The 13,868-nt window shown below is 70.0% G+C and carries 15 protein-coding genes and 1 pseudogene; 9 read left to right on the forward strand and 7 right to left on the reverse strand.

The genetic code is table 11. From position 1 onward, the window contains the following. The 8 genes and pseudogenes from ON26_RS14670 to ON26_RS14705 all read left to right on the forward strand — a co-directional run. Positions 1 to 1,041, forward strand: a pseudogene (locus tag ON26_RS14670) (hypothetical protein); the annotation flags it as partial. After that, entirely contained in the window at positions 1,038 to 1,301 is a 264-nt protein-coding gene (locus ON26_RS14675; protein ID WP_040796698.1) for a hypothetical protein, read from the forward strand. The pseudogene ON26_RS14670 and the gene ON26_RS14675, both read left to right, overlap by 4 nt. Next, positions 1,298 to 1,732, forward strand: a complete 435-nt coding sequence (locus ON26_RS14680; protein WP_040796699.1) for a hypothetical protein — start codon at positions 1,298 to 1,300, stop codon at positions 1,730 to 1,732. Before ON26_RS14675 ends, ON26_RS14680 begins: the two co-directional genes overlap by 4 nt. After that, positions 1,729 to 3,063, forward strand: a complete 1,335-nt coding sequence (locus tag ON26_RS14685; protein ID WP_040796700.1) for a hypothetical protein — start codon at positions 1,729 to 1,731, stop codon at positions 3,061 to 3,063. The genes ON26_RS14680 and ON26_RS14685 overlap by 4 nt, the downstream gene beginning before the upstream one ends. Positions 3,064 to 3,250: 187 nt before the next feature. Further along, positions 3,251 to 3,907: an ABC transporter permease gene (locus ON26_RS14690; RefSeq protein ID WP_040796701.1), complete on the forward strand. Its 657-nt coding sequence runs from the start codon at positions 3,251 to 3,253 to the stop codon at positions 3,905 to 3,907. After that, positions 3,894 to 5,084: an ABC transporter ATP-binding protein gene (locus ON26_RS14695; protein WP_040796702.1), complete on the forward strand. Its 1,191-nt coding sequence runs from the start codon at positions 3,894 to 3,896 to the stop codon at positions 5,082 to 5,084. The genes ON26_RS14690 and ON26_RS14695 overlap by 14 nt, the downstream gene beginning before the upstream one ends. After that, positions 5,081 to 5,881, forward strand: coding sequence for an ABC transporter permease (locus tag ON26_RS14700; protein WP_083884089.1), 801 nt, complete (start codon positions 5,081 to 5,083; stop codon positions 5,879 to 5,881). The genes ON26_RS14695 and ON26_RS14700 overlap by 4 nt, the downstream gene beginning before the upstream one ends. Further along, positions 5,878 to 6,867 (forward strand): glycine betaine ABC transporter substrate-binding protein, encoded by a 990-nt coding sequence (locus ON26_RS14705; protein ID WP_040796703.1) that lies wholly within the window; start codon positions 5,878 to 5,880, stop codon positions 6,865 to 6,867. Before ON26_RS14700 ends, ON26_RS14705 begins: the two co-directional genes overlap by 4 nt. 1 nt (position 6,868) lies before the next feature. Here ON26_RS14705 and ON26_RS14710 read toward each other — a convergent pair whose 3' ends face one another. From ON26_RS14710 to ON26_RS14720, 3 genes are read right to left on the reverse strand one after another with little or no spacing between them, the layout of a single operon-like run. After that, entirely contained in the window at positions 6,869 to 7,204 is a 336-nt protein-coding gene (locus ON26_RS14710; protein ID WP_040796704.1) for a hypothetical protein, read from the reverse strand. Continuing rightward, positions 7,197 to 7,499, reverse strand: a complete 303-nt coding sequence (locus ON26_RS14715; protein ID WP_040796705.1) for a hypothetical protein — start codon at positions 7,497 to 7,499, stop codon at positions 7,197 to 7,199. The genes ON26_RS14710 and ON26_RS14715 overlap by 8 nt, the downstream gene beginning before the upstream one ends. Positions 7,500 to 7,552: 53 nt before the next feature. After that, the gene (locus ON26_RS14720; RefSeq protein WP_040796706.1) at positions 7,553 to 8,398 is read right to left on the reverse strand and encodes an RNA polymerase sigma factor SigF; all 846 of its coding nucleotides are present in this window, start codon (positions 8,396 to 8,398) and stop codon (positions 7,553 to 7,555) included. 466 nt (positions 8,399 to 8,864) lie between these two features. Between ON26_RS14720 and ON26_RS14725 the strand changes: the two genes are divergently transcribed. Continuing rightward, the gene (locus ON26_RS14725) at positions 8,865 to 9,605 is read left to right on the forward strand and encodes a helix-turn-helix domain-containing protein (protein WP_040796707.1); all 741 of its coding nucleotides are present in this window, start codon (positions 8,865 to 8,867) and stop codon (positions 9,603 to 9,605) included. Positions 9,606 to 9,771: 166 nt separating this feature from the next. Here ON26_RS14725 and ON26_RS14730 read toward each other — a convergent pair whose 3' ends face one another. From ON26_RS14730 to ON26_RS14745, 4 genes are all read right to left on the reverse strand, one after another. Next, positions 9,772 to 11,451 (reverse strand): MDR family MFS transporter, encoded by a 1,680-nt coding sequence (locus ON26_RS14730; RefSeq protein ID WP_083884090.1) that lies wholly within the window; start codon positions 11,449 to 11,451, stop codon positions 9,772 to 9,774. Further along, positions 11,444 to 11,956, reverse strand: coding sequence for a MarR family winged helix-turn-helix transcriptional regulator (locus ON26_RS14735; RefSeq protein ID WP_040796708.1), 513 nt, complete (start codon positions 11,954 to 11,956; stop codon positions 11,444 to 11,446). The genes ON26_RS14730 and ON26_RS14735 overlap by 8 nt, the downstream gene beginning before the upstream one ends. Before the next feature lie 184 nt (positions 11,957 to 12,140). Beyond that, entirely contained in the window at positions 12,141 to 12,941 is an 801-nt protein-coding gene (locus tag ON26_RS14740; protein ID WP_040796709.1) for a crotonase/enoyl-CoA hydratase family protein, read from the reverse strand. A gap of 227 nt (positions 12,942 to 13,168) precedes the next feature. Then, positions 13,169 to 13,747 (reverse strand): MarR family winged helix-turn-helix transcriptional regulator, encoded by a 579-nt coding sequence (locus tag ON26_RS14745; protein WP_083884091.1) that lies wholly within the window; start codon positions 13,745 to 13,747, stop codon positions 13,169 to 13,171. Positions 13,748 to 13,868 lie beyond the last annotated feature (121 nt).

Here is a 13,868-nt window from a genome sequence, read left to right on the forward strand (position 1 = left end):
GGGATCGCCACCGCCGGCCTGTGGCTCGAATCGCGCTGGGTGGCCGCGGTCTACCTCGATCCGTGGCCGACCTCCCTGTGGCCGCACCTGCTGGCCCTGGCCGTCCCCACGGGCATTCTCGGCGGCGTGGTCGGCGCGATGCTCGGCATCGTGCTTCGCGGTGAACGGCTTCCGCGTCCGCCCGTGCGGCGCGCGATCATGATCGCCGCGGTCCTCGTGCTCGGCGCCGCCACTGCCAACGGGCTGATCATGAAGGTGCCGGAGAACGCCTCGGCCGCGATCACCCTGCGCGACACCGCGCCGTCCGACGGCGGGCGCATGGTGGTCGCCGACGTCCGGCTGCAACCGGCCGACCTGGTGAGCGATGACCCCGAGTGGGTGCAGATCCTGGCCTGGCAGGGCGGTATCGGCGCCGACGAGTCCGGTAGCGGCCTGGTCGTCGACCAGCTCGCCCGCGTCGGTGAAGGCCACTATCTGTCCACCAGGCCGGTCCCCGCGCACGGCAGTTGGAAGACCATCCTGCGTGTGCACGACGGTCGCACTTTCACCGCGATCCCGATCTACATGGCCGCCGACCCCGGCATCGGCGCCGCGGAGACGCCCGCGCTCGCCGAGTTCCAGCGCGATTTCATCCCCGAGATCACTGTGCTGCAACGAGAACGCTCTTTCGACCATCCGGCCTGGCTGTTCGCTGCGGCCTCGCTGGTGGTGCTGCTGTGCAGCCTGGCGACGGTGTGGGGCCTGTCGTGGGGCGCGGCGCGGATCAACGACCGGTATCTCGCCGCTTCGGCGCCCGCGGGAACCGGGCGGGCCGGTACCACGGCACCCGTCTCCGCCGCGGCCGCCGCACCGGCGAGCGCAGCGGCAGGCTCCACGGCATCCGCCCCAGGGGCACGCGACGTCGCCACCGGCCACACCGCCACCGACGATGCCGAGGGCATCGGCCACGACGGCAGCGCGGACCGGTCCGGGCGACCGGCGAAGGGCACCTCCGGAGCGAAGCATCGCAAGAGCGGTGACGGCGGAGCGGACGACCGGTGACCGCCGACCACGCCGAAGTCGACATTCTCGCCCACCACTCCCTGCTGCTCGCGATCCCGGCCTTCCTGCCCGCGGTGGCCTTGGTCGCGATCATCGTGATGATCGCCGTGCGCGACCGGCGCGCCGAGGCCAGGGAGAACGCCGGCACCGCCGCCGAGGCGAGCGCACCGGATCCCGGGAGCCCGGCCGGCGCCGGCAGCCCGGCGAATACCGATGCCGTGCACGGCGATTCGTCGCGTGAACGAGAGGAGAACCGATGACCCGCAGGTCCGGTCGGTCCGCGCCGGCCCGATCCGCACCGGCCACGCTCGCCCTCGCGGCACTCGTCACCGTGGCGTCCGCGCTCACCGGCTGCGGCGGCGGCAGCGGCCGACCGGGCGCGCCGGCCGCCGCCGAATCCACGGCAGCCGATCACGGCGAGGACGCCGTCACCGTCGACATCCGGATCGCCGACGGCAAGGTCACCCCGGTGAACGACCGGTCCGAGGCGCGTGTCGGCGAACCTGTCACCCTCGTCGTCGACAGTGACACCGAGGACGAACTGCACGTGCACGCCAGTCCCGAACACACCTTCCCGGTGCAGGCAGGCACCGATCAGCGGTTCACCTTCACCGTCGAGGTGCCCGGCCGGGTGGACGTCGAGCTGCACCACGCGAATGTGACCGTCACGACCGTCTACGCGCGCCCTTGAGCCTGCTCGCCCACGGCATCGGCGGCGCCGCCGACCTGCCCATCCCGCTCACCTATGCCCTGATCGGCGCCGCCTGGGCACTCACGTTCTCCTTCGCGATCCTCGCCTTCGCCTGGCGGGAGCCGCGACTGAACCCGGACTCCCCCGGCGTCGAACTCCCCCGAGCGGTTCGCGCGTTCTGCGACTCCCCCGTGGTGCGCGCGGTCCTGGCAGCGCTCGGAGTACTGGTGACGGCGCTGGCGCTGGCGATCGGGTTCTTCGGCGACCGGGCTCCGTCGCGTAATGCCCTGCCCGGCATGGTCTACATCTACCTGTGGGTCGGTGTGATGGTCGCGTCGCTGGTGGTTGGGCCGGTGTGGAAGATCGTCTCGCCGGTGCGGGCGCTGCACCGGCTGGGTTGCCGGATCGCCGGTCGCGAGCCCGCCGAGGGGCTGCTGACCTATCCGGCCGCATGGGGGTTGCGGCCCGCCGCCCTGGGATTGCTGAGTTTCGTGTGGCTCGAATTGGCTTCGCCCGAGCCTGGTTCGGTGCTCCCCGTGACGCTGTGGCTGCTCGGCTATGTCGTCGTGAGCCTGGCGGGGCTGGTGGTGTTCGGCACCGCGTGGGCCGAGCGCGGCGATCCGCTCGAGGTCTACAGCACTCTGATGGCGCGGTTGAGCCCGCTCGCGCGGCGCCGGTCGGGGACACCGGTATCGCGGACCCCGCTGAACAATCTGGCGGGCACCCCGGCGGTGGTCGGTATGGTGGCGGTCACCGCGATACTGCTCGGCTCGACCGCCTTCGACAGCCTGTCCGCGTCGGCGGGCTGGCGCGATCTGGTGCTCGATGCCGGCGGCGACTCGGTCGCGATGCAGACGTCGATCCGTACGGCGGGGCTGCTCGCGGTCGTCGCGATCGTGGCCACGGTGTTCACCCTCGCCGCCCGCGCCACCGGCGGTGTGCCCGCCGACGAGCGGAAGCTGCTGCCGATCCGATTGGCGCACAGCCTGATTCCGGTCATCGCCGGCTACATCGTCGCCCACTACCTGAGCTTCCTGGTGGAGAAGGGCCAGGCGACACTGCTGCTGCTGGCCGATCCCTTCGGTCGCGGCTGGTCGCTGCCCGTCCTCGACGAGCTCGAGGTCCACTATGTGCTCTCCACCCATCCGGCGGTGCTCGGGTCGATCAAGGTGGCCGCCGTGCTCACCGGACACATACTCGGCGTCACCGCCGCACACGACCGATGCCTGGAACTCTTACCGCCCAGGCATCGGCTGACCGGACAGCTGGCCTTGATGCTGACGATGGTCGGCTTCACCTTCACCGGCCTCTACCTGCTCTTCGACGCCTGAGCCGAGCCTTCGGCTCAGGGGAACGCCCACCTCGACCACGCGATGCGCCTCGGCCGCACGCACGCTCGGCAGGCAGCGCATCGGCGGTGCACACGTAAATCGTTGTCTCCGTTTGTCATGCGTTGTCCTGCGGCCGGCGTTCGCCGCGGGATAGTCTCCGGGAAACGGGCGAGGGGGAGGTGCGGTCCTGGACACGCTGTGGAATTTCGTGGTCGCCCGCCGACATCAACTGCTCGTCGACTCCTATCTGCACGTCTCGGCGGTGGTGCAGGCGTTGATCATCGCCACCGTGATCGCGGTGTTGGTCGCGATCACGGTGTATCGCAGTCCGCTGGCCGCCTCGGCGGCCACCGCCACCGCGGGCGCGGTACTCACCGTGCCCTCCTTCGCGCTGCTGGGCCTGTTGATCCCGCTGCTCGGCCTCGGTGTCGAACCGACCATCGTCGCGCTGGTGGTGTATGCGCTGCTGCCGATCCTGCGCAATACCGTCCTCGGGCTCGCCTCGGTGGACCCGGCGGTGACCGACGCCGCCCGCGGTGTCGGCATGAATCGGCTGCGCGTGCTCGCGGCGGTGGAACTGCCACTGGCCTGGCCGGCGATCCTGTCGGGCATGCGGGTCAGCGCCCAGATGATCATGGGCATTCTCGCGCTCGCCGCCTACGCCAAGGGACCCGGTCTGGGCAATCCGATCTTCTCCGGCCTCGCTCGGCTGGGCAGCCCCAACGCCGTGCCGCAGGCGCTGACCGGCACCGTCCTGATCATCGTGCTCGCCCTGGCGCTCGACGCGATCCTGCTGCTCGTCGGACGTCTGACCACCTCGAAGGGGATCCGTGACCGAGACTGAAACCCGCACCGGCGGGCCCGAAACCGCCGCGCACGGCGTGTCCGGGGTCGAGATCGTCCTCGACGCCGTCACCAAGCACTACCCGGGACAGGACGAGCCGGCCGTCGACCGGGTGTCGATGACGATTCCGGCCGGGGAGATCGTCGTGCTGGTCGGCCCTTCGGGGTGCGGCAAGACCACCACCATGCGGATGATCAACCGGCTCATCGAACCGAGTGCGGGCACGATCACCATCGGCGGCCGCGATGTCACCGACATGAACCCCGACCAGTTGCGGCGCGGGGTGGGCTATTCGATCCAGCAAGCCGGGCTCTTTCCACACATGACGGTCGCCAAGAACATCGCCACCGTGCCCGGGCTGCTGGGCTGGAACCGGCGCGCGATCTCCGCGCGCGTGGACGAGATGCTCGATCTCGTCGGCCTCGACCCCGCCACCTACCGCAGCCGCTATCCGCGCCAACTCTCCGGCGGCCAGCAGCAGCGGGTGGGAGTGGCGCGGGCGCTCGCCGCCGATCCCCCGGTCCTGTTGATGGACGAGCCGTTCGGCGCGGTCGATCCGATCACCCGCGCGTCGCTGCAGGACGAATTGCTGCGCCTGCAAACGGAATTGCGCAAGACGATCGTCTTCGTCACCCACGATTTCGGCGAGGCGGTGAAACTCGGTGACCGGATCGCGGTGCTGGGCGAGCGGTCCCGCATCCTCCAGTACGACACCCCCGCCGCCGTGCTGGCCGCTCCCGCCGACGAGACCGTCGCCGGTTTCGTCGGCGCCAACGCTTCGCTCACCCAGCTGACCCTCACCCGGATCGAGGACATCCGCCTCGACGACTGCCCGACCGCGCTCGAGACCGAGCCGGCCGAGACCCTGCGCGCCGCGCTCGGAGACGGTCCGCTCGCGGTGATCCTGGACGAGCACCGCCGCCCGCTGCGACGGGTCACCGCCGCCCAACTGGCGAACGCGACCTCGCTGCGTGCGGCGGGCACGCCGGTGGCGGTGACGATCCCGTCCCGCGCGAGCCTCCAGGACGCGCTCGACGCCTTGCTGACCGACGAGTCCGCGAGCGCCGTGGTCACCGCTCCCGGCGGCGAGTACGCGGGCCTGGTCACCGTCGGCACCCTCGTCGGTCATCTGTCGGCACTGCGCGCGGCGGCGGACGGCTCGGAGCAGGCGCCATGACCGGGGCCCTGCAGAGCACCGGTCCGGCCACCGCGCGCCCACGCGGGGCACGGCCCGCCACCGAGAGCCGGGCCGAATACCTGCGGCTGCTGGTGCAGCCGGTGGTGGTGCTCGCGCTGACCGTCGGCGTGCTGACCTGGGCGTTGCGCCGCGACCTCACCGTCACCCAGCAGGCGAGCCTGAACACGAGCAACCTCGTGACCGTCACCTGGCAGCACATTCTGATCACCGCGACGGTCATGGTCATCGTGGTGGTCGTCGCCGTCCCGCTGGGCACCCTGCTCACCAGACCCCGATATCGTCGTCTGACACCCTTGTTCGTCGGCATCGCGAATATGGGGGCCGCCGCGCCCGCCATCGGCCTGATCGTGCTGTTCTATCTCCTCACCCGCACCACCGGATTCTGGATCGGCGTCGCACCCATCGCCTTCTACTCGCTGCTCCCGGTGCTGCGCAATACGATCCTCGGCTACCAGCAGGTCGACCCGGTCCTCGTCGACGCCGGACGCGGGCAGGGCATGTCCGCGGCGACAGTACTGCGGCGCATCGAGTTCCCTCTCGCGGTGCCCTACATCCTCGCGGGCCTGCGTACCTCGCTGGTGCTCGCCGTCGGCACCGCGACCCTGTCGTTCCTGGTGAGCGCGGGCGGGCTCGGCATCCTCATCGACACCGGATACAAGTTGCGCGACACCGTGACCCTGGTGGTCGGTGCGGTGCTCGCGGTGGCGCTGGCCCTGCTCGTCGACTGGCTCGGCGCACTGGCCGAGCAGTTCCTCGGGCCGAGGGGGCTGCGATGACCACCGGGACGGCGCGGGCGGCGCGGGCACTGGCCGCGCTGCTGGGGACGGCGCTGATCGCGGCGTGCGGCCTGCAATCGGGCAGCGCGGTGCCCTTGCAGGTCGGCCCCGCCGGGATCGCGCCCGTCGCCGAGCTCGACGGCGTCGCGATCACGGTGGGCTCCAAGGATTTCACCGAGCAGAACATCCTCGGCTACATCATCGAATTCGCCCTGGTCGCCGCGGGTGCCGACGTGCGCGACCTGACCAATATCCAGGGCTCGAACAGCCTGCGCGACGCCCAACTGCACAGCCAGATCGACCTCGCCTACGACTACACCGGTACCGGCTGGATCAACTACCTCGGCAACGAGACCCCCATCGCCGACGAGATCGGCCAGTTCGAAGCCCTGCGCGCCGCCGATCTGGCCGAGAACCGCATGCTCTGGACGGCGATGGCCCCGCTGAACAACACCTACGCGATCGCGGTGAGCCGCCGCGTCTCCGAGGAGACCGGGGTGCGCACCCTGTCGGACTACGCGCGCCTGGTCGACACCGATCCCGCGGCCGCGACCACCTGCGTCGGCACCGAATTCAACGTGCGCCAGGACGGATACCCCGGCATGGCGCGCACCTACGGCATCGACACCGGCAAGGCGCGCAGGCAGATCGTGCAGGACGCCGTCGTCTACCAGGCCACCGCCGACGCCACCCGATGCCGCTTCGGTTCGGTCGCCGCCACCGACGGCCGCATCCCGGGGCTGGATCTGGTGTTGCTCGACGACGACAGGTCGTTCTTCCCGAAATACAACGCCGCGGTGGTGATGAGCGCGGACTTCGCCGAGGCGCATCCGGCCGTGGCCGAGATCATGAGGCCGATCTCCGCGCTGCTGACCAACGAGACGATCACCGAGTTGAACCGCCAGGTCGACGTGGAGGGCAGGGAACCGGCCGAGGTGGCCCGCGACTGGATGGTCGCGCAGGGCATGGTGACCAAGGGATCGTAGGTCAGGATGCTCGGCGGTGCTCGTCGTTCTCGTGCTGGGCGATCACGGCCAGCAGTTCCCGCACCCACGCCGGTCGTTGCTCGCCCGTGCCTTCCTCGGCGATATCGCGTTCGATCAGCGACCGGATATAGGCCGATTGCGACATGCCGAGCGCCGCGGCGCGGCGCTTGCACGCCTGGTCGAGATCGCGGGTCAGTTTCACCGATCGCGGGATCAGCACCGGCTCGACGCCGGGGCCGGTCTCCACAGCCGGGGTGACCGGCTCGCCGGTGAACTCCAAGCGCTCGGTCATCGCCGCGATCTCGGCGGGGCTCATGTTCACGAACGGGTCATTCATTGCGGGTCGCCTCCCACTTCTCGAACGCCACGACCTGGTCGGCGGTGAGGTACGCGGCACTGTACACCTCGATGTCGACGCCGAGCCGGCGCGCGAACACCGACATCGGCGTGCCGTCGTCGGTCCGGCCCCAGATCACCAGTGAGCCGAGTCCGGTCGCCGGGTCGACCGCGGTCCGTAGCCACACCGCACGGTTGCCGCGCATCCAGGCGTCGACGAGGTCGAACACATCGTCCGGATCGACTCCCGTTCGCGCCAGCATCTGCGCGAGTGCCCAGAACCACTCGATCGCCACACATCGAGACTACCCCAGAGACTACCGGGACGGGGAGAGCGCCTGCCGACGGGTCAGGCGGCGATGCGGCGAGCGGCCGGGGCTTCGGCCAGCGCCTCGTCGCGCAGGCGGCCCAGGGTGCGCGACAGGATTCGGGAGACCTGCATCTGCGAGACCCCGATGCGTTCGGCGATCTCGGCCTGGGTGAGGTTGTCGAAGAAGCGCATCCGCAGCACCTCGCGCTCCCGCTGCGGCAGCGCGGCCAGCAGCGGCCGGACCGCCATCGCGTCCTCGAGCAGGCGATAGCAGGGCTCTTCGACCCCGAGCCGGGCGGCCAGGGGGCGGCTGGAACCCTCCTCGTCCTGCTGGGTGGCGTCGAGGGAATCGGTGTTGTAGCAGTTCGCGGCGATCATGGCCTGGGTGACCTCGGTGCGCTCGACGCCCAGTTCGGCGGCGATCTCACTGGGGCGCGGCGACCGCCCGAGTTCCTGGGAAAGCTTCTCCACCGCGGCGGGAATCTTGCCCTGCAATTCCTTGGTGCCGCGCGGCACCCGCACGCTCCACGCGTGATCGCGGAAGTGGCGGCGGACCTCGCCCATGATCGTCGGCACGGCGAAGCCGAGGAAGCCGACTCCACGAGCCGGGTCGAAGCGGTCGACCGCGCCGAGCATGCCGACGTAGGCGACCTGCTGCAAGTCCTCGAGTTCTATGCCGCGGCCGCGGAAGCGCGCGGCGATGTGCTCGGCCAGCGGCAGGCACCGGGTGATGATCTGCTCGCGCAACTCGGCGCGATGGGGGTCGGCGGGGTCGAGAGCGGCGAGCTTGTCGAACCACGGCTCGAGGTTGTCGTACGTGTCACCGACGGGGGCATCACCGTCGTGCCGCGTCGAACCCGAGTTCGTATTCGCTTCTGCGCTCATGCTTTTGCCTCTCGATCCTGGTGGAGCTTGGTGAGACGAGGGAACCCCCGCGGACCGGAAGTCAAACAAGCCCCCGCTCGCAGACCGCGGTGGCGATCGTCACGGCCATGCCCGAGCGGAATAACGCGCGGTCGGCGGCCTGATGACAACGGGCGGCCGACCCCCTGCGCCGACCGCCCGTGTGCTGGGGTGCGACTCCGGCGCGAGGCGCGGGACGATCGGTCGGCACGTATCGCTTGCCGCCGCGGCGGATGCGGCCGTGCCGTCCCCTCCGGCCCTGCCCGATACCCCGGCCGGTTCCCGTCGTGCCGGACGCGACCGTCCTGGCGCGACCCGCACCGCTCCCCCGGGACCGTTCGCTTCCGAACGGCGTAATCGAGTGTTGCGCAACGTGTTATCGATGGTCAAACATGTCCGCTGTCCCAATCCGTCCCACTTCGACGCCGCCGAAAGCAGGTGAGGCCCGGTGGCCGAATCGCTCCACACGATCGCTCGCTACCTTCGCGAGCGCCGCCAAGCCGCCGGGATGACCAGGGCCGCGCTGGCCGAGGCTGCCGCCGTCTCCCCGGCGCTCATCCAGAAGATCGAACAGGGCTCGCGCACACCCACCCAGGACGCCCTCGCCGCACTGTTCGACGCGCTCGAGGTGCCGCCGACGATGCGCGATCACATCATCGGCCTCACCCTGCCGGCCCGCCTCACCGCCTCGATCGCGGCCGAGGCCGAGGTCGTGCGGCCCGCGGATCTGGCTGTTCTGCACAGCATCCCGCACCCGGCCTGCTTCCAATCCCAGCCGACGTTCGACGTGCTCGCCGCCAACGCGGCCTTCACCCGCTGGTTCCCCGGCTGCGAGGAGGGCACCAACATCATCGAGTGGATGATGTTGCACCCCGCCGCGCGGCAGTCGCTGCCGCAGTGGCGCAGACAAACCCACCTGCTCGTCTACACCCTGCGCATCATGGGTCCCGGCCTGGTGCCACCCGAGCGGATCGCCGCCATCGTGCGCCGCTGCGAGGTGGCCCCGGAATGGGAACAGCTGTGGACCACCGAGGTGGCGCCCCGGGACATCCCGCGTCCGACGGTCCTGGTGAACGACCCCGAGACCGGGCAGACGCACGAGATGTATGCGGCGAGCTCGAAGTTCGACTTCCCCCGCAGGCGCTGGTGGATGTACACGCTGGTCCCGGTGGCCGCCGCACCCGCGTAGTGCCCGGGCCGCACATCTGCGGGCGGCTTCGCCCCGGATGCGGGCCGGATCGGCCGGACGAACGAGCGGGGCTCGAAGAACGTTGCGCGGCGATTCCGCCCACGTTCTTCGAGCCCCGTTGTTCACTGTTCGGTTGTGACCGACGCGTTGCGCGTCACTGCCGGTGTCAGGCTCGGTGGTTCGATGCCGGAACAGAGGCTTCCTCGACCAGCTCGGCCGGGGTCGCGGGCGCCTTGGCCAGCTGCACTTCGTCATCGGTGAGCGCCTGGTCCGCGGCCTGCTTGCGCATCGGGTCGTCGGCGGGATCGATGTCGATCGTGGTGCGCAGCGGGCGGTTCGGCAGCAGCAGGGTGGCGAGCAGGGCGACGAAGGTCGCGACCGCGGCGAACAGGAACAGCCGGCCCGTGGCGTCGCCGTAGGCGGCGCGGATCACGGCGAGGATCGGCTGGGGCAGCGCCTTGAGGTCGAGATTGCCGCCGCCGGAGGAGGACCCGGCGGGTACACCCAGCTTCGCCAGGCCGTCGGCCGAGAGGTCGGCCACCCGGGTCGCCAGCACCGAACCCAGCACCGACACACCGATCGCACCACCGAAGGTCCGGAAGAACGCGACACTGCTGGAGGCGGCGCCGATGTTCTGCACGCTGACGGTGTTCTGCACGGCCAGCACCAGGTTCTGCATCATCATGCCGGTACCCATGCCGACGACGGTGATGTAGATACCCACCAGCCACAAGCTGGTGGCGTGGTCGATGGTCGACAGCAGCGCGAAGCCGACGACCATGAGCACCGCGCCGCCGATCACGAAGGGCTTCCACTTGCCGAAGCGGGTGATCAGCTGACCCGACACCACGGAGGCGACCAGCATGCCGCCGACCATCGGGATGGTCAGGATGCCCGCGACGGTCGGCGAGTAGGCCCGCGCCGTCTGGTAGTACTGGCCGAGGAAGGTGGTCGCGCCGAACATGCCGATACCGACGGCGATGGAGGCGATGATGGCCAGACCGGTGGTCCGCTCGGTCACGATCTTCAGCGGGATGATCGGAGCCTTGGCCCGCGACTCCACCCACACGGTGGCGGCCAGCAGCAGCACGCCCGCGCCGACGTAGAGCGCGGTCTCCTTCGAGGCCCAGCCGTAGTAGCCGGCCTTGCCCGCGAACGACACCCAGATCAGCAGCACCGACACACCGGCGGTGAGCAGCGTCGCGCCCAGCCAGTCGATGGACACGTCCTGCTTGCGCTCGGTCGGCAGCCGCAGCGTGCGCTGCAGCAGGAACAGGGCGATCACGGCCAACGGCACGCAGACGAAGAAGCACCAGCGCCAGCCCAGCGGGCTGTCGACGATCACGCCGCCCAGGATCGGGCCGCCGGACATCGACACGGCCATGACCGCACCCATGTAACCGGAGTAACGACCGCGCTCACGCGGCGCGACGATCGAGCCGATGATGGCGACGACCAGCGCGGTCAGGCCGCCCATGCCGACGCCCTGGATCACGCGGGCGACCAGCAGCAGATCGACATTGTGCGCGCAGCCCGCCAGCACCGAACCCGCCACGAAGATGACGATCGAGAGCTGGACGAGCAGCTTCTTGTTGAACAGGTCGGCGAGCTTGCCCCAGATCGGGGTCGACGCCGCGTTGGCCAGCAGCGCGGTGGTGATCACCCACGCGTAGGCGGTCTGCGAACCCTGCAGGTCACCGATGATGGTCGGCAGCGCGTTCGCGACGATGGTGGTGCTGAGCAACGCGGTGAACAGCGCCGCGAGCAGACCCGTCATCGCCTCGAGCACCTCGCGATGGGTCATGGCGTCGGGATCCCGGGTCACCGTCTCCACTGAACTAGACATCCACTTCCTGACTTTCTCTGGTCACCGGCTTGCCATCGGCCGCGACGGTGCGGTGTGCGTGCTCGGTCTGTGCGTGCTCGGTCAATGAGTTCCTGAGTTTTTGCATCGCTGTGCAGGCCCGTTCCGCGTCGTCCTCGTCCCATTCGGCGAGGACCGCCTGCAGTCCCTGCGCCCGGGAGGCTCGGATCCGCTCGAGCAGGGACCGTCCGGAGTCGGTGACCCGGACCAGGGTGGCGCGCCCGTCACTGGGATCGGGCGAGCGCGCTACGTAGCCGGCGGCGACGAGTTCGGTGACATGCCTGCTCAGCGCGGAGGGGCTGATGCACAGATCGACCGCGAGATCGCCTTGCCTGCACGAGTCACGTGCGTCGAGGGTGCCGAGCACCCCGATCGCACCGGGCAGCAGCAGGCTCTCGTCGGGATGCGTCAGCGCACCCCGCACAGCCCGCCCGATCAGATAGAACTCCTTGATCAGATTCTGGGCTGTTTCGGTAGACACCGCCATCGGAGACCTCCGCGGATCACTTGGTTGCAGTAAGCAACTATAAATTACTTGCTTTCGCTAATCAAATAGTTCATAACGGACATCACACACCCGCCCCGCCGCTCGACCGAGCGACGGGGCGGGGCGGATTCCGAGCATGTCGACAGCGGCGAGAGCCGCATCGTCTCGCCGGAGATCGTGGCGGTCAGCGACCGGTGAAACGGGGCGGGCGCTTGTCCAGCATCGCGGCGACCGCTTCGTGATGATCCTCGGTGGTGTGCGCGATCGCCTGCATCGCCGCGGACAACTCGAGCAGCGACTCCAGCCGCTGATGCTGGCCCTCACGGATCAGGCGCTTGGTCATGCGCAAGACGTGCGGCGGATTCACCGCCACCCGGGCGGCCAGCGCGTGGGCGGCCGCGAGCAGCTCCTCCCCCGGCACGACCCGGGAGACCAGACCCCATTCGAGCGCGGTGGCCGCGTCGATGGCATCTCCGGTGAAAGCCATCTCGCTGGCCCTGGCCATTCCGATGGCCCGCGGCAGCAACCAGGCGCCACCATCACCCGGAATCAGCCCGACCTTGACGAAACTCTCCGCGAACACGGCCTTTTCGGCGGCGATGCGCATATCGCACATCAGCGCCAGATCACAGCCCGCGCCGACGGCCGGGCCGTTGACCGCGGCGATGGTGGGAATCTCGCAGTCGTACAACGCTTTCGGGATGCGCTGGATACCGTGCCGGTAACCGGGGCGCAGATCGGCCGGGCCGCCGCCGAACATGCCCGCGCGATCGCGCATGTGCTTGATGTTGCCGCCGGAGGAGAACGCCGGGCCCGCGCCCGTGAGTATCGCCACCCGCACCTCCGGGTCGGCTTCCGCGGCCGCGATCGCCGCCTCCAGCGCCTCGATCGTCTCCGGCTCGGAAATCGGATTGCGCGCGGACGGATTGTTCAACGTCCACACCACGATCGCGCCGTGACGTTCGACGAGGACGGGCTCATTCATTGGCACCCCTAGTGGTTTGTCTACCTGCGGCCAGGCCCCCTCGGACCGGACGTCCGGCGCCGGGGCCGCGTCAGGATAACGCGCGGCGATCGCACCACGGCTCACGCGCAGGCCGGTCAGGCCGTGCCGAAACCCCGCGATCACCGCGGCCTTCGAGTCGGCGACGGGCAGCCGAGTCAGGCCGAGCAGCCGTCTCCTCCGGCAACCGTCGGCGCGTGGGCAGCCGGCTAACTGCCGGAGGCCGGCCCAGCGGTGGTGGCCGATCCGTCACCGGCGGCCGGGAGATCCGAGTCCGAAGCGGAAGCCGATTCCGAGCGGGCATCCGGCCGGGGCCAAGGACGCCGATCCAGGCGTTCCAGGCCGGTGTTGAAGCGGCGTAGGTATTCGGCGAACGCCGCGACATCCTCGGGCGACCAGTCCGCGAGCGCACGACCCAGCGCGCGGATATTGCGCTCGCGGACTTCCTCGAGCCGGGCCGCGCCCTCCTCGGTGATGCGGAACTTGCGGGCCAGCCCGCCGTCGGGGTCGGGGATGCGCTCGATCAGGCCCGCACCCATCATGGCGGTGGTCTGGCGGTGCAGCGTGGAGGTGTCCAGGCCGAAGGCGTCGCTGAGTTCGCCGACCGACATCGGCCCCTGCATCCGCACCCGGTGCAGCACGATGTACGCGCTGCGATCGAGCGGGCCACCCCGGCGCGCGACGCCGGCCAGGCTGTGGCGACCGAGCAGCATCGTCTCGAACTCCACCGCATCGGTGGCCGTGCGCGAACGGCGGGCTGGGTCCTCGGCGTGTTCTCCGGGTGTCATCGCACCGTCCTGCACCGGTCTGCTCCCACCGCGACCTCCCCTGCCATGTCGTGTCCCGCTGTATCGTCGCGCATCGCGGTGCCGGGCGTGGCGCTTTCCTCGGCCACGGCGTCCGATACGT

It is taken from the genome of Nocardia higoensis NBRC 100133 (assembly GCF_000308595.1).
Taxonomy (GTDB): domain Bacteria; phylum Actinomycetota; class Actinomycetes; order Mycobacteriales; family Mycobacteriaceae; genus Nocardia; species Nocardia higoensis.